We start from the raw sequence: 20,338 nt of genomic DNA on the forward strand, positions 1-20,338 counted from the left end.
CGGCCCGCCGCCCTGGACTTGCTTTACTCGCCTGCGGCTGGTGCTTCGCCGCCGGCCGCCTCTGCGCCTTCGCCTTCGATCACGTCTTCCACATCGGACTCGACCACGCGCTGCAGGCCGGACAGCTTGGTGCCGTCTTCCACTGCGATCAGGGTCACGCCCTGGGTCGCGCGGCCCATCTCACGGATCTCCGAGACACGGGTGCGGATCAGCACGCCACCGGTGGTGATGAGCATGATCTCATCGCTGGAATCGACCAGCGTGGCGGCCACGACCTTGCCGTTGCGCTCGCTGGTCTGGATGGCGATCATGCCCTTGGTGCCACGGCCGTGACGGGTGTACTCGGTGATCGGGGTACGCTTGCCGAAGCCGTTTTCGGTGGCGGTGAGCACGGACTGCTGTTCGTTTTCGGCCACCAGCAAGGCGATGACTTGCTGGGTTTCTTCCAGATTCATGCCGCGCACGCCACGGGCGGTACGGCCCATCGGGCGCACGTCGTTTTCATCGAAACGCACGGCCTTGCCGCCGTCGGAGAACAGCATCACGTCATGCGCGCCATCGGTCAGGGCAGCACCGATCAGGAAATCACCCTCGTCCAGGTCCACGGCAATGATGCCGGCCTTGCGCGGGTTGGAGAAGTCCGACAGCGGGGTCTTCTTGACCGTGCCCAGGCTGGTGGCCATGAAGACGTAGCGGTCATCCGGGAAGCTGCGATTGGCGCCCGACACCGGCAGGATCACCGTGATCTTCTCGCCGTCCTGCAGCGGGAACATGTTGACGATGGGCTTGCCGCGCGAATTGCGCGAACCCTGCGGCACTTCCCAGACCTTCAGCCAGTACAGGCGGCCACGGTTGGAGAAGCACAGGATGTAGTCGTGCGTATTGGCGATGAAGAGCTGGTCGATCCAGTCGTCATCCTTGGTCGCCATGGCCTGCTTGCCGCGGCCGCCGCGCTTCTGCGCGCGGTATTCGGAGACCGGCTGCGACTTCATGTAGCCGGTGTGCGAGAGCGTCACCACCATGTCCTGCGGGGTGATCAGGTCTTCGGTGGCCAGGTCGGTGGCGTTGTGCTCGATGGTGGAGCGGCGCTCGTCCTTGGCACCGATGCCGTAGTCGTTGCGGGCGGCGTTGAGTTCGTCGGTGATGATGGCGGTCACGCGGGCCGGCTTGGAGAGGATATCCAGTAGGTCGGCGATCTGCCCCATCACGTCCTTGTATTCGTTGACGATCTTGTCCTGCTCCAGGCCGGTCAGGCGTTGCAGACGCATCTGCAGGATTTCCTGGGCCTGTTCATCGGAGAGCTTGTAGAGGCCGTCGGACTGGATGCCGTAATGTGCCGGTAGGCTTTCCGGACGGAAGGCTTCGATGCCGCCCGGATTGCCTTCGCCGGTGCGGGCCAGCATCTCGCGCACCATGGACGAATCCCAGGCGCGGTTCATCAGTTCTGCCTTGGCGATCGGCGGGGTCGGTGCGGCGCGGATGATGGCGATGAAGTCATCGATGTTGGCCAGCGCAACGGCCAGGCCCTCGAGCACGTGACCGCGTTCGCGCGCCTTGCGCAGTTCGAACACGGTGCGGCGGGTGACCACTTCGCGACGGTGCGACAGGAAGCATTCCAGCAGCTGCTTCAGATTGAGCAGGCGCGGCTGGCCATCGACCAGCGCCACCATGTTCATGCCGAAGGTATCTTGCAGCTGGGTCTGCTTGTAGAGATTGTTGAGCACGACCTCGGGCACTTCGCCGCGTTTCAATTCAATGACCACGCGCATGCCCGACTTGTCGGATTCGTCGCGCAGGTCGGAGATGCCTTCGAGCTTCTTGTCGCGCACCAGTTCGGCGATGCGTTCGAGCAGCGCCTTCTTGTTGACCTGGTAGGGCAGCTCATCGACGATGATGGCGATGCGGCCTTCGCGGCCATACTCTTCGAAGTGGGTCTTGGCGCGCATGACCACGCGGCCACGGCCGGTGCGGTAACCATCGCGCACGCCCGAGACGCCATAGATGATGCCGCCGGTCGGGAAGTCCGGTGCCGGGACCAGTTCGATCAGTTCATCGATGGTGCAGTGTTCATTGGCCAGCAGGTGCAGCGCGCCGTTGATCACTTCGGTGATGTTGTGCGGCGGGATGTTGGTGGCCATGCCCACGGCGATGCCGGAGGAGCCGTTGACCAGCAGGTTGGGGATACGCGTGGGCAGGACCGAGGGTTCCTTTTCCTTGCCGTCGTAGTTGGGCACGAAATCGACGGTTTCCTTCTCGATATCGGCCAGCAATTCGTTGGAGATCTTGTCCAGGCGGCACTCGGTGTAACGCATCGCCGCAGCGCCGTCGCCGTCGATGGAACCGAAGTTGCCCTGGCCGTCGACCAGGGTGTAGCGCAGCGAGAAGTCCTGGGCCATGCGCACCAGGGTGTCGTAGATGGAGGCGTCGCCGTGCGGGTGGTATTTACCCATGACTTCACCGACCACGCGCGCGCACTTCACGAACGGGCGATTCCAGACGTTGTTCATCTCGTGCATCGCATACAGCACGCGGCGGTGCACCGGCTTCAAGCCATCGCGCACATCCGGCAGTGCCCGACCCACGATCACGCTCATGGCGTAATCGAGGTAACTCTTGCGCATCTCTTCTTCGAGGGAAATGGGGATGGTTTCTTTAGCGAATTGATCCATTGGAGAGTCGAAAGATGTTTCCCGGCCAGGAAATCGTGCCGGGCGGGCGTGGCCCTTGGACTGATCAGAACAGCGCATTCTAGCACGCCAGGAGGGTCAAAAGCCCGTCAAAGGCCCTCAATGACCCCGCAACGGCATGCTTCGCGATGGTACCCGGCCCGGTGCACGCGATGACCGCATGCACCGCAAAGCGCCTCCCAGCGCCTGAGAGCGACAATCTGCCGGGTCCGGGCATCTATATATATTAGCGTGCCCGAACTCAGCGACGGCATTGCCACGCAGCATCAGATGTTTCTTCGCCGTTGATTGATGTCAAATGACCAATTTGGGGAAAATTTTCCGAAACTCACTTTCGCGGTGCACGCCATCGGGAGAAACCCCACCTGCCGGGAAGCACGATGCCCCGGAGAAAATGGCAACTACTTGCCCAAGTGAAAATGCGCGAACTGTATGAAAAATAAGGATTTTCTTTAAAAAATCCGGCTTTTTTCAGCCTTAAAGGAACAAAAACGGGCCAAAAATATCGCGTTGCGAAGAAACAACACAGTCCCAAAAACGTTGTCTGGACCAATTGGCAAGCATCGCTGAAGGTCAATCCGTGTGGCAGAATGGCGGCTAAGTTCATTACTAGCCCCATGGAACAAGGGCCTGTGACGACCTGAACACATGATATTATTCATTTTTTTGATGTCGTAATCTTGTAGCGCAGTTTATCTGCGGATATCTCACCCGAGAGGAGAAACATGAACAAATTAGCAAAACTCGTCTTCGCTGCTGCGTCCGCAGCCATCGCACTGTCTGCCACCGCTCAGGAAACCAAGGACATCAAGGTTCGTCCGGGCAGCCTGTACCTGCAAGATGGCCGTGACGTCGTGACCCGCAGCGGTTACGGTCTGTGCTGGCAAACCGCTTACGTGAACGGTCCGTGCGAAGAACCGCCCGCACCGGCTCCGGTTGCCGCTGCTGCTCCTGCTCCTGCTCCGGCACCTGCCGCTGCTCCGACCTCGGAAAAGGTCACCTACGCTGCTGATGCGTTCTTCGACTTCGACAAGGCAACCCTGAAGCCGGCTGGCAAGGCCAAGCTGGACGAACTGGTTGGCAACCTGAAGGCCATCAACCTGGAAGTCATCATCGCCGTCGGCCACACCGACTCGATCGGCTCGGTCGCCTACAACCAGAAGCTGTCGGTTCGCCGCGCTGAGTCCGTCAAGGCCTACCTGGTCTCGAAGGGCGTTGAAGCCAACCGCGTCTACACCGAAGGCAAGGGCAAGTCGCAACCGGTCGCCGACAACAAGACCGCTGCTGGCCGCGCCAAGAACCGTCGCGTGGAAATCGAAGTTGTGGGTACCCGCAAGTAATCGATTGCCGCTACAAGGCTGTTATGAAAACCCCGCTTCGGCGGGGTTTTTTTATTCCTGTTTCATTTGCTGGTCATGCACGCCTCTGCAAGCAATTGTCCCGCCATTGCGGCGCATCTTGACCTGGTGCAGGCCACCCGTTGCGTCGGATTGGGCTATCATTAGGCCCCATGAACACGACCAATGCGACCATGAACGCCGATCCCCAAGAGATCCAGAAATTCAGTGAACTGGCCCATCGCTGGTGGGACCCGGGTTCCGAATTCCGTCCCCTGCACGAAATCAACCCGCTGCGCCTGGAGTGGATCAACGCCCGCGCCCCGCTGGCCGGCAAGAAGGTGATCGACATCGGTTGCGGCGGCGGCATCCTGGCAGAATCGATGGCCAAGAAAGGGGCTGACGTCACCGGCATCGACCTCTCCGACAAGGCCCTGAAAGTGGCCGACCTGCACAGCATGGAGTCCGGCGTGCAAGTGCGCTACGAAAAGATCGCCGCCGAAGACATGGCCGCGCGTGAAGCCGGCCAGTACGACGTCGTGACCTGCATGGAAATGCTGGAACACGTCCCCGATCCGGCCGCCATCGTGCGCGCCGCGGCCGACCTGGCCAAGCCGGGCGGCAAGCTGTTCTTCTCCACGCTGAACCGCAACATGAAGTCTTACGTCATGGCCATCATCGGCGCCGAATACGTGCTGCGCCTGCTGCCCAAGGGTACGCACGACTACGCCAAGTTCATCACCCCGGCCGAGCTGGCGCACTACACGCGCGAGGCCGGTCTGCAGATCGACGGCTTCAAGGGCATGGGCTACAACCCGCTGACCAAGATCTATTCACTCAACGACGACACCAGTGTGAACTACCTGGTGGCTTGTACCAAGCTGGGCTGAGCGGCCTCGCTCACGCCTCGCCGGTTCGTTCCCCTCGCCGCAGCCCTGCGCTGCGGCGCTTTTCTTCCTGCCATCCTCAAGCCCATGCCACTCCGCCCTCCCCGCGCGATTCTGTTCGACCTCGACGGCACGCTCGCCGACACTGCTCCCGACCTGGCGGCCGCCGCCAACTACCTGCGCCAGCAAAGGGGCCTGGAAAATGCCCCCTATGAAAGCTTGCGTCCGGTCGCCTCGGCCGGTGCCCGCGGGCTCATCGGTGCAGCGCTGGGCATCCATCCGGGCGATGCGGAATATGAAGACTTGCGCGTACTGTTCCTGGACCGCTACCAGGCCAACATGACCACCCACAGCGGCCTCTTCGACGGCATCCCGGAACTGCTGGCGCAACTGGAAGCGCGCGGCATTGCTTGGGGCATCGTCACCAACAAGGCGGCGCGCTTCACCGACGTGCTGGCCCCGCAGATCGGTCTGGGCCATGCCGGCTGCATCGTCTCCGGCGACACCACCCCGCATCCCAAGCCGCATCCCGCGCCGCTGCTGGAAGCCGCCAAGCGCCTGGGACTGCCAGCCGAGGATTGCTGGTACGTCGGCGACGACCTGCGCGACATCCAGGCCGGACGCGCCGCCAACATGCCGACCATTGCCGCCGCCTGGGGCTATTGCGGCCACACCGAACCGGCCGCGTGGCAGGCCGATGCGCTGCTGCATGCACCGCTGGACATCCTGACCCTGCTGGACTGATCCGCTGCCCCGCCTTTACTGGCGCGCGCAGGGAAACTTGGGCGCGCCATTACCCTCCTAGCAGTGCCGTGTCGCCTCGCATTAGAATGGCGACAACCCGGCGCACGCCGCTGCACCACACACCATCACAACCAGAACCGGCCACCTGCGCAGGCATCGCCCCAGGACGGACCGGCACCGACAAGGGAAACCGTCATGAGCAAGCCGGACCGCGCCTCTCTCACCCAGCACATCGCCTGGCAACGAATGAGACGCCCGCTGCGCTGGGCCGGCTGGACGCTGGCCGTCCTGCTGGTTCTGGCCGCGTTGAGCTGGGCCGCCTTGCCCGCGCTGGTGCGCAAGATCGCCGTCGACCAGACGCAGGCCCAGATCGGCCGCAAGCTGGAGATCGGCGAGATCGCCTTCAACCCCTTCAAGCTGGCCCTGCGCGCCTCCGACATTACGCTGTATGAAGCCGATGGCACGCAGCCCTTCTTCAGCGCCAAGGGCTTGCTGGCCGACCTCTCGGCCGCGTCCCTACTGCGCCTGGCGCCGGTGCTGGACGAGATCAAGCTGAACACGCCGCAACTGCACGTGGTGCGGGTGGATGCCGAGGGCAGCGGCCATTACAACTTTTCCGACATCCTGCAGCGCCTGGCCGCGCAGCCCAAAAGCGAAGGCCAGGCGCGCTTCTCGCTGGCCAACGTGCAACTGCAGGATGGACAGATCCGCTTCGAGGACAAGGTCAGCGGCAAGAACATCGACATCGCCGCGCTGCAAGTGGGCCTGCCCTTCATCTCCAACCTGCCCGGCAACATCGACAGCTTCGTGCAGCCGCAACTGTCGGCCACCATCAACGGTACGCCGCTGCACCTGAAGGGCCGCAGCAAACCCTTCGCCTCGACGCAGGAATCGGCCTTCGCCATTGATATTGACCAGCTCGACCTGGTGGGCTACCTGCCCTTCCTCCCTGCCGAATTGCCGGTGCTGATCCAGAGCGCCAAGCTGAGCACCAAGCTGGATCTGGGTTTCACCCGCAAGGACGACAAGCCGACCGTCACCCTGGCCGGCGATGTGCGCCTGGATGACGTCGCCCTGCAGGACAAGGCCCGCGCACCGCTGCTCAAAGCCAAGTCGGTAGCGCTGCAGGTGAAGCAATTCGACGTACTGGCCGCCAGCGGCGAACTGAACCAGCTCGCGCTGGAGCAGCCGCAAATCTGGGCCAGCATGAATGCGCGTGGCGAAATCAACTGGCAGCGCGCGCTGGCCGGTGGCGGCCAGAGCAGCGCACGTGCAACGAAGAAGGAAGCGCCCGCCCCAGCGACCGGTACACCTCAGCAGGCTACCCCCATCGTGCTGCAACAACTGACCGTGCGCGGTGGCGAAGTGAACTGGCGCGACGAAGCCAATGCAACGCCCGCCCAGGCCATCAAGCTGAGCAAGATCGACATCAATGCCACCCAACTCTCTACCGCCGCTGATGCCAAGCCCGCGCACCTGGCCCTGTCGGCGGTGGAAAACGGCCGCGGCAAGCTGGCCTTCGATGGCCAGCTGCAGCCGCTCAAGGCCAGCGTGGCAGGCAAGATCACGCTGGAGAACATCGACCTCGCCGGCTACCAGAATTACCTGTCACGCGCCCCCATCAGCGGCGTGGCCGGCAAACTCTCCGGCCAGACCACACTGCAGCTGCGCAACGGCCATTACAAACTCGACGACAGCAAGGTTCAACTGGCCGACCTGCGCTTGACGCCCCCGGGCAAGGGGGCGCAGCCGCTGGCACTGGAATCGCTCTCGCTGCAGGCTCCCACGCTCACCGATACGCTGGACCAGGCCATTCCCTTCAAGCTGCAGGCGCGCTTCGACAAGAACGGCAGCGCCGAGCTGGCCGGGCAGGCAGCAGCGCATTTCAGGAGCGTGGCCCTGGATCTGGAGGTGAAGGATTTGCCCATCACGCCCTTCCAGCACTATTTCACCGATGTGCTCAATGTCACCATCAGCAGCGGCCTGGCCAGCGCCAAGGGCAAGCTGGAGCTGACGCCGCCGCTGGAGGATCGCAAGCTGGCGCTGGACTACAAGGGCAGCGCCGCCATCACCAACCTGCGCATGCAGGACAAGCAGACCTCCACCGACTTCCTGCGCTGGCGCACGCTGGAGCTGGCCGGCCTCCAGGCCAAGCTGGGTGGACGTGCGCAGGTGGCGCTGGAGAAGGTGACGCTGTCCAACTTCTACGCCCGCGCCATCCTTTCCGACAAGGGCCGCCTGAACCTGCAGGACATCGTGGTGACTGATGCGCAGGAACAGGGCTCGATCACGGATGACAGCAAGAAGGGCGGCAAGCCTGCCAGCACGGCAAGCGCGCGCAAGACCGTCTCAGCCGCCCCGGTCACGCCCGCTGCCGCGCCCGCCGATGCACCCATCGTGCGGGTCGGCCAGGTGGTGCTGGAAGGCGGCAACATCAACTACACCGACAACTTCGTCAAACCCAACTACACCGCCAACATGACGGGGCTGTCCGGCAGCATTGGCCAGATCTCTTCGGAGAAACCGCAACCGGCGCCGGTCAACATCAGCGGCAAGATCGACAACGATGCGCCGCTGCAGATCTCGGGCTCGCTCAATCCGCTCTTCAAGCCCATGTACCTGGATCTCAAGGCCAGCGCCAACGGTGTGCAGCTGCCGCGCCTGACACCCTACTCGGCCAAGTACGCCGGCTATCCGATCACCAAGGGCAAGCTGTCGATGGATGTGCAATACAAGATCGAGAACGACAAGCTGGTGGCCCAGAACGATCTGCGCATTGAACAGCTGAGCTTCGGCGAACGCGTGGACAGCCCCGATGCCACCAACCTGCCGGTGATGCTGGCGGTGTCGCTGCTCAAGGACCGCGATGGCAACATCAACCTGAACCTGCCGATTTCGGGCTCGCTGTCGGATCCGGAGTTTTCGGTCGGCGGCATCATCGTGCGGGTATTCGTGAACCTGATCGTCAAGGCCGTCACCTCGCCCTTCGCGCTGATCGGGTCGATGTTCCGCGCGGACGAGCACATTGGCGAGCTGCGCTACATCGAGTTTTCGCCGGGTTCCTCGGAAGTCACCGATGAGGTGCGCAAGAAACTGGATGCGCTCGGTTACGCGCTGCATGAGCGTCCGGGCATCAAGCTCGACATCACCGGCCGCGTCGATCCCCAGGTCGATGACCAGGGCCTGCGCCGCGAATCGCTGGAACGTGCCATGCGCAGCCTCAAGCGTGCCGACCTGATCGCCAAGGAAGGCCAACCGGCCGGCCCGGTGCGCGTGAGCGCGGCCGAGCGCGCCAAGTACCTGGAGCGCGTCTACAAGGAAGCCAAGTTCGACAAGCCGCGCAACATGATTGGCCTGAGCAAGAGCCTGCCCGAAGCCGAGATGGAAAAGCTGATCCTCGAGCACACCGAGGTGACCAAGGATGATTTGCGCAACCTGGCCCAGCGCCGGGCCGACCAGGTGCGAAATTATTTGCAGGAACAGAGCGTGATCGATCCGGCGCGCATCTTCCTGATCGCCCCCAAGCTGAATGGCGCGGGCATTCCCGAGAAAGAACCGAAGGCGCGGGTGGAGCTGACCATCCAGTGAAAGGGCGATGCGCCAGCGGGCGGCGCGGCTCTTGAAAAGCCGTGCGCTGCCCATACAGTAGGGAGTAGGTTATAATTCACCTCCCGCCGGACAAGCGGGCGCCTCTTGAAGAGATTCGGAGAGAGGCAAGCGTAATACGCAAGTTCACGCGCCCAGCGGGATTTGCGAAGCTTCAACACCACGGGGCCGACTTGGTTTCGACAGGGGTTGCAAAGCGGAACAGGGCATGCCGAGGACTGGTTACCTCGTTAATCCATCCGGAACTGCTTAAATGCAAACGACGAATCTTACGCTCTCGCAGCGTAAATCGCACCTAGAAACCTAAGAAACTTCTAGCTCTACAGCACTTCTTCCCTGGGGTGTGCTGGCAACAGCGGTAGAGTCATTTACAGGGAATCGTGGCGTATGGGGTTACTTCATACGTCATTAAATCCAAGGTAACTCGTCCTGTCGAAGCGTGTGCGTCCGCGTCGCCAGGATTAAAACCAATTGACTGCACTACGCATGTAGAACTGTCTGTAGAGTGCTTCTGGACGCGGGTTCAATTCCCGCCGGCTCCACCAAATACCCTTCCAGAAATTTCCAAGGAAGTACGAAAAACCGCCCCCAGCCTGGTGCTCGGGCGGCCTTTTGTTTTTTTAACCTTGGATTTTGTCCGTTGACATCCAATAGGGGTAGGGGTAATTTTAGGGGTAACTTTACTACCCCATAAGCAGCTACCCCCAAAATGCCAAGAATCGTTGAGCCCCTCAAGGATCTACAAGTAAAAAATGCCAAACCCAAAGACAAGCCTTACAAGCTCGCCGACGGTGGTGGCCTCTATTTGCTTGTCACGCCTGCTGGAGGAAAGGGATGGCGACTCAAATACTTATACCAAGGGAAAGAAAAGCTAATCTCATTAGGTACTTATCCAGAGGTTGGCCTCCAAGAAGCACGAAAACGCCGTGACTCAAACAAGGAGCTGTTATCTGATGGAATCGACCCAAGCGACAATCGCAAGGCGAAGAAATTAGTGGGTCTTGAACAAGCAGCTAACAGTTTTGAGGTTATTGCACGTGAATGGTTATCCCGTGCAGAAAATGGTTGGGTGAAATTGTTGATTTGCTCGCAGATTTGACCCTCTCCATTTGACCCACCTTCCATTGCCTGCTGAAGGCAGCCACCCGGTCATACGACCCCTCGTATCCCAGCTCTCTTAAGTCCAGGAACATCTGTTTCAGGGTCCTTCTTTGCTTCCGAGATTTGACCGCCTCTGCGCTGAGCCAAGCGGAGAGCCTGGCGGTGAAGTCATCGAGCGAGCTTGGCGAACGCCTTGCTGGATAAGCAGGTTCGCTGACATCGGATCGGATGTAGCGGCGAACTGTGTTGCGGGATATGTCGAGCCTGCGGGCGATTTCCCGAATTGAGATGCGGTCTCTGATGTACCAGCGTCGAATAATTCCAAGTAGGGCCACGTCTATCACTCCGTTCTCCCGCTCGCTGTCATGAGCAGGATTGTGGTCTAAACATGGGTCAACTTTGGATGCAAATTTCCTGGGAAAGTGGGTCAGTTTTCAATGCAAATCAACAGCCATCACGCAGCTCAGGAACCAGCGCACGCAAATAGGCATGGCTCAACCACAGTGCAAGAAAAAAGGTCAGAAGGATGTTGAGACGCCGCAACAGAACCAGATCGCCACCCAGCAACAAATAGATGGGGTGAAAAAGGAAACCGAACTGCGTGTGTGAGTAATCATGAAGAAAGGGATTGGCCATCGAGACGACATAAAAGCTCTCGTCAGTGAAGTCGAAGCCAAACCTGCTGTAATTGAGGAGCCATCCGATCAACACAAGCGAGCCTACAATACAGGCTGCGATCAGAATGTTCGGAAAGATCTTGTTCGATGAGAAGTGATCTTTCTGATAAGCAATCATTCGTTTTTCTCAAATTTCGGCATAAGCCCTCCATTGTATCCGATCATCCGGCTAAGCCAGGGATCAGAAACCCGTCGCGCAAATGCAGGTCGCGGCAATATACCAACCGGCGGATGACCATCAGCAATTATTAGAATTTACATAGAAGTGGCGAATGCAGCAGATCATCAATTCGTGACACAAACAAAACTCCCCGCTTCATTCACAGACCCGCTTCCCCGATACTGCGGCCAAGCCGGATACGGGCATAACGGCCGGCTGCGCCCCGGCACCGCGGTGGTATCCACCACGATCTGATCCACCGGCGCCTTCCCCTGCTCCACCCACTGTTCCAGCGCAGTCAGTGAATCCCAGGACGCATTGAAAGCGGTACCGAACACGTGCCCATAGCCGGGGATCTCGTAGTAACGGACAAATCCTTCGAGCTGATCCTCCCCCATCGCCTTCTGCAAGCGCCCAAGATACTGCCGCGTGGCCTGCGTGCTGACCAGCGCATCGGCCGTGCCATGCGCCATCAGGATCTTGCCACCCTTGTTGCGGAAGGCCGAGAGATCAGTCTGGTTCACATCCTGCAAGCCGTTCAATGCCACCACCCGCGCCTGATAGCCGCCCGGCCGCAGCGGATCCAGCGCCAGCGGATTGAAGTTCACATCGCGCGTAACGAAGTAGCGCACCCACTGATCCCAGAAGGTACTGTGATACGGCGGGCTGCCCTTGCTGCTCACGCCCGGCATCGGATTGGCGGGCTGCTCGGTGCCCAGTCCCAGTGTCTGGATGATGGCCTGGAAAGGGCTACCGGTACCCGTGCCCCAATCCGTGCCCCAGGTGTTGAAACCGGGATAGCGCGTCTCGCCGCTGGCCAGTGGATAAGGCAACTCCAGCGGCGTGCTGAAGACCTTGAAAGCAGCAATCTGTGCGTCCGACAGGCAACCGTCACCGCCCTCGCCTCCGTCTTCGCAACGCAAGGGCTTGCCGTTGAGCGAGGCCGTGGCCGGATCGAAACGCGCGTTGCAGGCATCGACATTGCTGATGACGCCATCGGCCACACCATCGAGGCGGTCACACGCCGCCATGGCGGCATCGAACAGGAGCTTGCGCTTGGCCGCATTGGGATAGGCTCCCGGCTGTGCCATGGCCTGCGTCATGCGGCCGAACTGCAGGTTCAGTGCGACGGCATTCCAGGCCGGATACAGGGCAATCACGCCATCCACATCAGAGGGCCAGCGACTGGCCATGGCCAGGGCTTCGCGCCCGCCCGTGGAGCCGCCGGCGAAATACACACGTGCAGGCCGCTTCCCATAGTGGGCGGTGACGATGGCCAGCGCCACGTCGCGGGTTTTCTTCAAGGCATCGCCGGCGAAATTGCGCAAGGCTTCGTCGTTGCTGCCAAACGAACCATCGCGCGACGTGGTGGCATTGGCCTGGTGGCCGGAATCACTGGCGAAGGTGGCATAGCCGCGCCCCAAAGGACCGGGCTGCGTGGCCGCGCCGGCAGGGACGTTGGCGGCCACGTCCGGAATGGTGCCGTCATAGCCGCCACCGCCGAACATGAGCGCTTTGCCATTCCATTGCGCCGGCAGGTCTACCTGGAAACGGATCGCCGGTGCAGCGGGATCGACCGGGCTGATCTCGCCGCTCACCTTGCAGTAAGCACCGATGGCCTTGGCGCCCTCGCCGCCGGCGGCCACCATGTCGGTCGCAGTCACGCGTGCGCCACCTGTGGGCAGTCCGATGGACGCAGCCGGGAGCTTGGTCTCGCGCAACTGGCTGCAGCTTTGCGGTGTGCCTACCAGCCTGTCATTGACGGCCTTCTCGGGCAGGCTGCTGCATGCGGCCAGCAGCGCGATGATCAATGGACTCAACAAGGCCGGATGCAGCACCGGCCTCGGGATTGTTCGTTGCATGGCGGTCTCCTGATGGTCTCAATGTCGTCTACGTAACACTTGCACCGCCACACTACCACGGCGGCTTTCTTTCATTCAGTGCTGTGGGCCTTTGATATCCACGCGGGCAGCAATCGCCACCGCAGCTTCATCGCTGCTACTCGCAGGCAAGTTCAGCCCTCTCATTGGCGTGACCATTTCGCCACTCTCGGCGAAAGCCTGCGTCAATTTCCGGTCTACGCCAGGGTTTTCACAAAAACGTCATATTCGTCCTACATACTTCCCATCCAACTTCCGCCGGGGACTCCCTTGAATCGTCTTTTTTCTCCAGCTGCATGGCTGATGGGACAGCTACGCCTGTTCCCAAAATTCTGCCTGGTGTCCATCATGTTCATCGGTCCATTGGCGCTGGTGACCGGCATCCTGATCACGGGCATGCAGAAGACCATCCACCAGGCAGCCGTCGAGCAGAATGGCTTGCGTCTGATCGGCAATATCGAAGACCTCCGCCGCGCCCTCTTCCGGCACCAGATGGTGCGCTTCATGGCACTCCACGGCAACGTCGGCATGAAGGCCCGCGAAAGCGAGGCGCGGGCTGCAGTTGATCAATCCCTCAGCAGCTTGACCGCGCAGGATCATGCCATCCCTCAACTTGACCTTGCCGGGTCCCTGAGCGAGATAGCCAAGTCTTGGAACGATATCAAGGCGAAGCAGGCTCCCAGCCCCAAGGACGATTTCACCGCGCATGAGCGACTTATTGCCTTGACGCAGAGCCTCAAGAACGATGCCTCCAACAAGTCTGGCGTGAGGCTTGATCAGGAAATCAATACGCATCATCTTGCCCTCACCCTGCTCGACCATGTTCCCGCCGTCAGCGATGCTGTCGCCATCCTGGCCGGACGCGGCGGGTCTTATATCGACACCGGATTGATGGAGCCCAATGAAGAACTGGTGCTGGCGTCTCTGGTGGGCACCGGCAAGCACGATCTGGTCCAGCTCGGCGAACAACTCAAGACCCTGCTGGCCTCGGTACCCGAATGGTCGGGCCGGATTGGTCCGTATGCCAACCAGATGAACGTTGCCAGCGCATTCTTCGAGCGCACTTCCAATGAGGTTCTCAAATCGGTGGACCAGACATCGGGAGAGCAATTCTCCAATGCGGGAGTTGCGGCCATTGCGGAAATGCAGAAGCTCTCCGGCACCCTTTCCAGCCTGCTCGACGAGCAGCTCAGCCAGCGCAAGCAAGAACTGACCACGCGCAGGAATCTGACCCTGGCCGTGATCGTCGTGGTCATCCTGCTGGCCTCCTATGCGCTGGCGGGTTTCTACATTGCCACGAAAAAGGAAATCGCATCGTTGAGTCATGCCGTCGAGAACGTGGCGCTGGGCAACCTGGAAGTACGGATACCATTTCATGGCAACGACGAGATCGGCAAACTCGGCAATGCATTCAACAGGATGAATGACAGCCTGTGCGAGGTCATAGCGGGCATTCGTTCCAGTGCCCATCTGGTTTCCCTTGCGTCGAAAGAAATCGCTCAAGGCAATGCCGATCTCTCCGAGCGCACTGAAGCCCAGGCCCGCAGCGTGCAACGGACGACCGCCTCGATGGAGTTGTTCAATGACATCGTGCGCAACAATGCAGACGAAGCGGCACGCGCCAACCGGCTGGCCGATTCGGCATCAGCGTTCGCCACCCGGGGTGGAGAAGTGGTCAGCGATATCGTCGATACCATGACCGCCATCTCGGCAAGCTCAGACCAGATTGCCAATATCACGGGGGTGATCGACAGCCTGGCCTTCCAGACCAATATCCTCGCCCTGAACGCTGCAGTCGAAGCAGCGCGGGCCGGCGAACAAGGTCGCGGCTTTGCAGTGGTTGCTTCTGAAGTGCGGATGCTGGCTCAACGTTCTGCCACTGCCGCCCGGGAAATCAAGGCACTGATTCAGGAATCCACCAGCCAGGTCAATGCCGGGCGCCTCAAAGTTGATGGCGCGGCGCAATCCATGAGTGACATCGGCGCCTCGATTGCCGAAGTAGCCCAGATCATCTCCAAATTCGCCTCGTCCAGCATGAGCCAGCGCAGTGACATCGAGGCGACCTCCTCAGAACTGGCAGCCATCGAGTCGATGACGCAGGAAAACGCCGCGTTGGTGGAACAAGCGGCAGCCGCAGCGGAAAGCCTGAAGGTCCAGGCGCACTTGATGGCCGAGTCCGTAGCCATCTTCAAAATTGGTAGCAGCACCGTGCATCCCGATCCCACGGCGCCCCAGGCTAGCTGAACCCGTACCGCACACGGATCGGCCCGAGACAAGCGCGCTCAACACGGCGACTGTCCCGCCTCAATCGCCCGGCGCACGCCCTTGCCAGGCATTCTCCAGCAAGGCCCGCAGCGCCGTGCGCTCCAGCGGGCGCGGATTGGCATAGGCATTCTGCAGGGCGATGTCGGTGCAGCGATCCAATTCTTCATAGGGCATGCCCAACTCGCGCAAGGACAGCGGCGCCTGCAGACGGGTAGCCAATGCATGCACACCTTGCGCGGCATCGTCGGCTCCCAGGGCCCGCGCGATGCGCTGCATGGCTTGCGGTGCGGCCGGTGCGTTGTAGGCCAGTGCATGCGGCAGGATCACGGTATGCGTTTCAGCGTGCGGCAGGTTGTAGCTGCCGCCCAGGGTGTGGCACAGCTTGTGATGCAGCGACATGCCGACATTGCCCAGCACCGTGCCGCACAGCCAGGCGCCATACAGGCATTGGCTGCGTGCGGCCAGATCATCGCTGCGCGCCACCAGCTGTGGCAAACCCTCCGCCAACGCGCGCAATCCCTCTTCGGCCAGCAACGACATGACGGGATTGGCGTCCGGCGCATACAGGCCTTCGGCCGCATGGGCCATGGCATTGATGCCGCTGGTGACCGACAGCGCCAGCGGCAGGCCCACGCTCAGTTCGGGATCGTAGATCACCGTGCGCGGCAACACGCGGGCCGCACGTCCGGTCTTCTTGAGGCCAGCTTCGGTGATGCCGTAGATCGGCGTCATCTCGCTGCCGGCATAGGTGGTCGGGATGGCCAGGATGGGCAGCTCGGATTCCAGCGCGATGGCCTTGCCCAATCCCATGGTGGAGCCGCCACCGATGGCGATGGCGCAATCCGCACCGAGTTCGCGTGCGGCTTGGCGGGCATGGCGCGCGGTCTCGATGGGCACGTGCATGACCGCCTGGTCGAACACCCCGGCACAACGGTCCCCGATCAGGGCCGCGACGCGCTCGGCCTCGGCGCGCTGGCCGGGTGTGCAGAGCACGAGGGCGCGGCGCGCGCCCAAGAGCTCGGTTTCGCGCACCAGGTGCTGCAAGCTGCCGGCGCCAAAGACGACACGGGCAGCCGTGCTGGTATAGGTGAAGCTATGCGTGGGCAAGGTCATGGCAGAGTCAGGTTCGCTGGGGATTGAGGATGAAATCATAGTCCAGTGTATAGAACGGCTGGTCGCAAGTGCTGCCGTCGGGCGCCGGTCCGGCCTCGTGGCGCGGCCAGTCGGCAATGAGCGTGGAGCGTACGCCGAAGACGGCATCGGACTCCAGGTACTGGTCGCCGCGGCGGAAGACGTGGGTGATCAGCGTTTCATGACCCTCGGCCTGGATGCGGAAATGCAGGTGCGCCGGCCGCCACGGATGACGCCCCAAGGTCTCCAGCATCTTGCCCACCGGCCCGTCATGCGGGATCGGATAGGAATTGGCGAGGATGCTGCGAAAGTGGTATCGCCCCTGCGCATCGGTGTGCAGCGTGCCGCGCGCCTGCAACTGGTCGAGGTCCGGATATTGGACGTCATAAAAGCCATCCTCATCGGCCTGCCACACTTCGATCCTGGCGTGTGCAAGGGGCTCCCCATCCAGCCCGCGCACGCTGCCGCTGACGAAGCAGGGCTGGCCCTTGGCGCCGTTGGAGATATCCGCGCCCAGCGGATAGACCGGCGAATTCTCCACATGGAAGGGACCGAATACGGTGGCCTCGGTGCAGCCGGCCGGCTTGTGGTTCTGCTGCGCCATCACCAGGGTCGACAACCCCAGGGTATCGGAGAGAAGGATGAATTCCTGGCGCTTGTCCGAGCAAAGCTGGCCGGTCTCGGTCAGGAAGCGGATGCCCTCGAACCACTCCTGCTCGGTCAGCTTGACCTCGCGGGCGAAGGCGTGCAGGTGCTGCACCAGGCTGGTCATGATCTGGCGCAGGCGTTCGTCGGGCATGCCGGCATGGCGTGCCAGCACGGCCTGGGTGATGGTGTCTTCATTGAGATTAAGCATGGTCTCCTCGTCGTTGTTGTCATCAGACTGATTTTTCCGCTGAGCGGTAATATAGGTCTTATCTTTTCGCAGATATATGACGAAAGTGGAAAACTGTTTTCCACTTCGGACCGTCCACCTCGCCAGGAAGCCCGCCGCATGGACCGCTGGAATCAATTCGAACTCTTCGTGCAGGTCGCCGAGCTGGGCAGCCTCTCGCGCGCGGCCGAGGTGCTGGGCATGTCCAATGCCGCCGCCAGCCGCAGCCTGGCCGCGCTGGAAGAACGCCTGGGCGCGCGCCTGGTGGAACGCAGCACGCGCCGCCTGGGGCTGAGCCAGACCGGCGAGGCTTTCTATCGCCAGTGCAAGGCCGCCCTGACGCAGATGAAGGAAGCCGAAGCCCTGGTCAATGCCAACAGCGTCGCCCCCGGCGGGCTGCTGCGGGTGACGTCCTCGCTGTCCTTCTGCATGAAGCACATCAGCCCGCTGCTGCCGCGCTTTCATCGCCTCTATCCGGACATCACGCTGGAGGTGGTCTCGGCCAACCGCTACGTGGACCTGCTCGACAGCGGCATCGACGTGGCCATCCGCACCCGCGAGTTCGAGCCCGACTCCAACATCGCCGTGCGGCGGCTGGCCGCCACCCGCCGCATCCTGGCGGCCTCGCCCGGCTACCTGGCCGCACGCGGCGTGCCACGTTCGCTGGAAGAGCTGGCCACCCATGACCTGCTGGTCTACAGCCACTCCAACAATCCCAACCAGTTGCGCTTCACCCATCGCGATGGCCGCGAGCAGCAACTCGACATCGCCGCGCTGATGCAATCCAACGATGGCCAGATCATCCGTGCCGCAGCACTGGAGGGCCTGGGCATCCTGATCCAGCCCAACTACATCATCTATGACGACGTGGTGGCCGGCCGCCTGGTGCCAGTGCTGGACGAATGGGACCTGCCGCGCCTGACCATCAACATCGCCTACCAGGGCCGCAAGCACCTGCCGGCCAAAGTCCGGGTCTTAGTCGACTTCCTGGTGCAGCATTTTGCTGAGATGGATTACGAGCGCAAGTGGACCCGCTGAACGGCCCCCGGAAGCCATTCCGGCAAATCATACCAATCAGTAAATATTAAATACCAATTGGTAGCTTTTATCTTATACTGGTAGTCATCTTGTTGCCCATGAGGAGACATCCGATGTCCAACGCCACCGTCCGCGCCCTTGACCGCCAACCGCTGCGCCTGGTTTGCTGCGCCTTCTTGGTGGCGCTCTTCGCGCTCTGGCCGGGCCGCGCCGCACATGCCGCCCAGCCTTGGCGCGAGGCCCTGCCGGCACAGTTGCAGACAGTGGGCAGCGGCACCATGACCTGGCTGGGTTTCCGCATTTACCAGGCCACCCTGTGGGCGCCGCAGAAACCGCTCGATGACAGCCAGCCGTTTGCCCTGCAGCTCGACTACAAGGTCAAGGTCAGCCGTGACAAGCTGGCCGCCACCTCCATTGAAGAGATCCAGCGCATGAGCCCCACGCCCATCGCCGGCACGACGCTGGCGCGCTGGAAGAGCGAACTGAACCGTGCCTTCATCGACGTGGCCGATGGTGACGAGCTGGTCGGTGTCTACCTGCCCCAGCGCGGCATGCGCCTGTATGACCGCGACAAGATGCTGGCCGAGATCGCTGATCCGGAACTGGCGCGTTCCTTCTTCAATATCTGGCTGGGGCAGCCCAGCCGCGATGAAAGCCTGCGCCGCCGCCTGCTCGGGGAGACGCCTTGAGCGCACTACCTCACGCCTCGCCGGTGCCTTCCACCGGCGGCAGCAATGCCGCCTACGGCATGCTGGGCGCGCCCCTGGCCATGGCGGCGCTGCCGCTGTTCGTGCAGATCCCGGCGTATTACGCCAGCCATGTAGGCCTGGCCCTGGCACCGCTGGGCTGGGTGCTGTTCGCCGCGCGCCTGCTGGACATGCTGCAGGATCCCCTGTTTGGTCACTTGCTGGATCGCTCGGCACAACGACAGAAGCGCTGGATGGCGGCTGCTGGGGTGGTGCTTGCAGCCGCCTTCATTTGTCTCTGGAAACCGCCGTCCTCGCCGCAGGCGGCCATGGTGTGGCTGGTGGCGATGCTGGTGCTGGCCTATGGCGCGCACAGCATGCTGAGCATCGCCTACCTGTCCTGGGGCTCGCGCCTGCCGGAGCAAGGCCTGCGCGCCGTTCCCTGGCGCGAAGGCGCGGGCCTGGCCGGGGTGATCGTGGCCAGCGTGGTGCCGGTCGGCATTCTCGCCGCCGATCCGGCGCTGGTCGACCAGCGCATCACCTGGTATTGCCTGTTTTTTGGTGCCGTGCTGGCGTTGTCATTGCTGTTGCTGCTGCGCCAGCCGGCCCCGCCAATGATGGCGCAGGGTGCGCGCTGGAGCGTGTCATTGCGAGGACTGTGGGCCAACCGGGCGTTTCGTTCGCTGCTTCCCCCTTATCTGCTCAATGCGCTGTCGGCCGCCATTCCGGCCACGCTGGCGCTGTTCTTCATCGAGGATCAACTGCAGGAACGCGCGCTGGCAGGCGGTTTCCTGGCGGCCTACTTCGGCGCGGCCGCATTGGGGTTGCCGCTGTGGAGCGCCCTGGCGCGCCGCTTCGGCACCATCGCCTGCTGGCGCCAGGCCATGCTGCTCTCCATTGCCGGCTTCGTCGGCGCGGTCCTGCTGGGGCCGGGCGACCGCTGGGCGTTTCTGCTCGTGTGCCTGGCCACCGGCGCCGCGCTGGGCGCCGACCTGCTGCTGCCCCCGGTGCTGCTGGCACGCGTGGTCACGCAGCGCGCGTCAGTCGGGGCCGCCTTCGGCATCCTGACCATGCTGGGCAAGCTGGCGCTGGCCCTGGCGGGCATCGCCCTGCCGCTGCTGTCAGCCCTCGATTACCAACCCGGGCAAGGGCCCAGCAGCAGCCTGCCGCTGGTCTATGCAGCCTTGCCCTGCGTGCTGAAACTGGCGGCGTTCATGGCGCTGGGCCGCTATGGCCGCCAGTACGCTGCCTGAGCCATTTTCCGT

The 20,338-nt window shown here is 62.1% G+C and carries 15 protein-coding genes and 1 other RNA gene; 10 read left to right on the forward strand and 6 right to left on the reverse strand.

The genetic code is table 11. The features are described 5' to 3' along the window. Positions 1-23 precede the first annotated feature (23 nt). Positions 24-2,669 carry a DNA gyrase subunit A gene (gene gyrA / locus ACLRDN_RS19380; protein WP_413457618.1) on the reverse strand — a complete coding sequence of 882 codons (2,646 nt, stop codon included), beginning with the start codon at positions 2,667-2,669 and terminating at the stop codon, positions 24-26. Positions 2,670-3,412: 743 nt separating this feature from the next. Between gyrA and ompA the strand changes: the two genes are divergently transcribed. The 6 genes from ompA to ACLRDN_RS19410 all read left to right on the forward strand — a co-directional run bounded on the left by ompA (position 3,413) and on the right by ACLRDN_RS19410 (position 10,360). Then, positions 3,413-4,027, forward strand: coding sequence for an outer membrane protein OmpA (gene ompA / locus ACLRDN_RS19385; protein WP_413457619.1), 615 nt, complete (start codon positions 3,413-3,415; stop codon positions 4,025-4,027). Between the two features lie 170 nt (positions 4,028-4,197). Beyond that, positions 4,198-4,914: a bifunctional 2-polyprenyl-6-hydroxyphenol methylase/3-demethylubiquinol 3-O-methyltransferase UbiG gene (gene ubiG / locus ACLRDN_RS19390; RefSeq protein ID WP_134223184.1), complete on the forward strand. Its 717-nt coding sequence runs from the start codon at positions 4,198-4,200 to the stop codon at positions 4,912-4,914. Positions 4,915-4,998: 84 nt separating this feature from the next. Further along, a complete protein-coding gene (locus tag ACLRDN_RS19395) occupies positions 4,999-5,655 on the forward strand; it encodes an HAD family hydrolase (RefSeq protein WP_034332742.1) in 657 nt (218 codons plus the stop codon). 195 nt (positions 5,656-5,850) lie between these two features. Next, positions 5,851-9,243 carry a DUF748 domain-containing protein gene (locus ACLRDN_RS19400; RefSeq protein ID WP_413457620.1) on the forward strand — a complete coding sequence of 1,131 codons (3,393 nt, stop codon included), beginning with the start codon at positions 5,851-5,853 and terminating at the stop codon, positions 9,241-9,243. 182 nt (positions 9,244-9,425) lie between these two features. After that, positions 9,426-9,806: a transfer-messenger RNA gene (gene ssrA / locus ACLRDN_RS19405) on the forward strand. A 164-nt stretch (positions 9,807-9,970) separates the two neighbouring features. Further along, positions 9,971-10,360, forward strand: coding sequence for a tyrosine-type recombinase/integrase (locus ACLRDN_RS19410; protein ID WP_413457621.1), 390 nt, complete (start codon positions 9,971-9,973; stop codon positions 10,358-10,360). Here ACLRDN_RS19410 and ACLRDN_RS19415 read toward each other — a convergent pair. From ACLRDN_RS19415 to ACLRDN_RS19425, 3 genes are all read right to left on the reverse strand, one after another. After that, positions 10,290-10,706: a winged helix-turn-helix transcriptional regulator gene (locus ACLRDN_RS19415; protein ID WP_413457622.1), complete on the reverse strand. Its 417-nt coding sequence runs from the start codon at positions 10,704-10,706 to the stop codon at positions 10,290-10,292. The genes ACLRDN_RS19410 and ACLRDN_RS19415 overlap by 71 nt on opposite strands. A gap of 100 nt (positions 10,707-10,806) precedes the next feature. Continuing rightward, positions 10,807-11,157 (reverse strand): hypothetical protein, encoded by a 351-nt coding sequence (locus ACLRDN_RS19420; protein WP_413457623.1) that lies wholly within the window; start codon positions 11,155-11,157, stop codon positions 10,807-10,809. 167 nt (positions 11,158-11,324) lie between these two features. After that, the gene (locus ACLRDN_RS19425) at positions 11,325-13,061 is read right to left on the reverse strand and encodes a tannase/feruloyl esterase family alpha/beta hydrolase (protein WP_413457624.1); all 1,737 of its coding nucleotides are present in this window, start codon (positions 13,059-13,061) and stop codon (positions 11,325-11,327) included. 288 nt (positions 13,062-13,349) lie between these two features. Here ACLRDN_RS19425 and ACLRDN_RS19430 point away from each other — a divergent pair, with 288 nt between their 5' ends. Continuing rightward, positions 13,350-15,323, forward strand: coding sequence for a methyl-accepting chemotaxis protein (locus tag ACLRDN_RS19430; RefSeq protein ID WP_413457625.1), 1,974 nt, complete (start codon positions 13,350-13,352; stop codon positions 15,321-15,323). A gap of 60 nt (positions 15,324-15,383) precedes the next feature. On the opposite strand, the gene ACLRDN_RS19435 is transcribed toward ACLRDN_RS19430, so the two are convergent. Together ACLRDN_RS19435 and ACLRDN_RS19440 are read right to left on the reverse strand one after the other, a co-directional pair. After that, entirely contained in the window at positions 15,384-16,457 is a 1,074-nt protein-coding gene (locus tag ACLRDN_RS19435; RefSeq protein WP_413457626.1) for a maleylacetate reductase, read from the reverse strand. Positions 16,458-16,464: 7 nt separating this feature from the next. Continuing rightward, complete coding sequence (locus ACLRDN_RS19440) at positions 16,465-17,331, reverse strand: intradiol ring-cleavage dioxygenase (RefSeq protein WP_413457627.1); 867 nt, start codon at positions 17,329-17,331, stop codon at positions 16,465-16,467. A gap of 138 nt (positions 17,332-17,469) precedes the next feature. Here ACLRDN_RS19440 and ACLRDN_RS19445 point away from each other — a divergent pair, with 138 nt between their 5' ends. From ACLRDN_RS19445 to ACLRDN_RS19455, 3 genes are all read left to right on the forward strand, one after another. Continuing rightward, positions 17,470-18,387, forward strand: coding sequence for a LysR substrate-binding domain-containing protein (locus tag ACLRDN_RS19445; protein WP_413457628.1), 918 nt, complete (start codon positions 17,470-17,472; stop codon positions 18,385-18,387). A gap of 113 nt (positions 18,388-18,500) precedes the next feature. After that, positions 18,501-19,076 carry a chalcone isomerase family protein gene (locus tag ACLRDN_RS19450; RefSeq protein WP_413457629.1) on the forward strand — a complete coding sequence of 192 codons (576 nt, stop codon included), beginning with the start codon at positions 18,501-18,503 and terminating at the stop codon, positions 19,074-19,076. Continuing rightward, entirely contained in the window at positions 19,073-20,326 is a 1,254-nt protein-coding gene (locus tag ACLRDN_RS19455) for an MFS transporter (protein ID WP_413457630.1), read from the forward strand. The genes ACLRDN_RS19450 and ACLRDN_RS19455 overlap by 4 nt, the downstream gene beginning before the upstream one ends. The last annotated feature ends 12 nt before the right edge of the window (positions 20,327-20,338 follow it).

The sequence above is a fragment of the Herbaspirillum huttiense genome, assembly GCF_047300815.1.
Lineage (GTDB): Bacteria > Pseudomonadota > Gammaproteobacteria > Burkholderiales > Burkholderiaceae_D > Herbaspirillum > Herbaspirillum huttiense_A.

Bases quoted from the DNA above. Each gene is read 5' to 3' on its own strand.
- ACLRDN_RS19395 (WP_034332742.1), top strand. From the start codon at position 4,999: ATGCCACTCCGCCCTCCCCGCGCGATTCTGTTCGACCTCGACGGCACG.
- ubiG (WP_134223184.1), top strand. From the start codon at position 4,198: ATGAACACGACCAATGCGACCATGAACGCCGATCCCCAAGAGATCCAG.
- ACLRDN_RS19450 (WP_413457629.1), top strand. From the start codon at position 18,501: ATGTCCAACGCCACCGTCCGCGCCCTTGACCGCCAACCGCTGCGCCTG.
- ompA (WP_413457619.1), top strand. From the start codon at position 3,413: ATGAACAAATTAGCAAAACTCGTCTTCGCTGCTGCGTCCGCAGCCATC.
- gyrA (WP_413457618.1), bottom strand. From the start codon at position 2,669: ATGGATCAATTCGCTAAAGAAACCATCCCCATTTCCCTCGAAGAAGAG.
- ACLRDN_RS19420 (WP_413457623.1), bottom strand. From the start codon at position 11,157: ATGATTGCTTATCAGAAAGATCACTTCTCATCGAACAAGATCTTTCCG.
- ACLRDN_RS19435 (WP_413457626.1), bottom strand. From the start codon at position 16,457: ATGACCTTGCCCACGCATAGCTTCACCTATACCAGCACGGCTGCCCGT.
- ACLRDN_RS19445 (WP_413457628.1), top strand. From the start codon at position 17,470: ATGGACCGCTGGAATCAATTCGAACTCTTCGTGCAGGTCGCCGAGCTG.
- ACLRDN_RS19410 (WP_413457621.1), top strand. From the start codon at position 9,971: ATGCCAAGAATCGTTGAGCCCCTCAAGGATCTACAAGTAAAAAATGCC.
- ACLRDN_RS19400 (WP_413457620.1), top strand. From the start codon at position 5,851: ATGAGCAAGCCGGACCGCGCCTCTCTCACCCAGCACATCGCCTGGCAA.
- ACLRDN_RS19440 (WP_413457627.1), bottom strand. From the start codon at position 17,331: ATGCTTAATCTCAATGAAGACACCATCACCCAGGCCGTGCTGGCACGC.
- ACLRDN_RS19425 (WP_413457624.1), bottom strand. From the start codon at position 13,061: ATGCAACGAACAATCCCGAGGCCGGTGCTGCATCCGGCCTTGTTGAGT.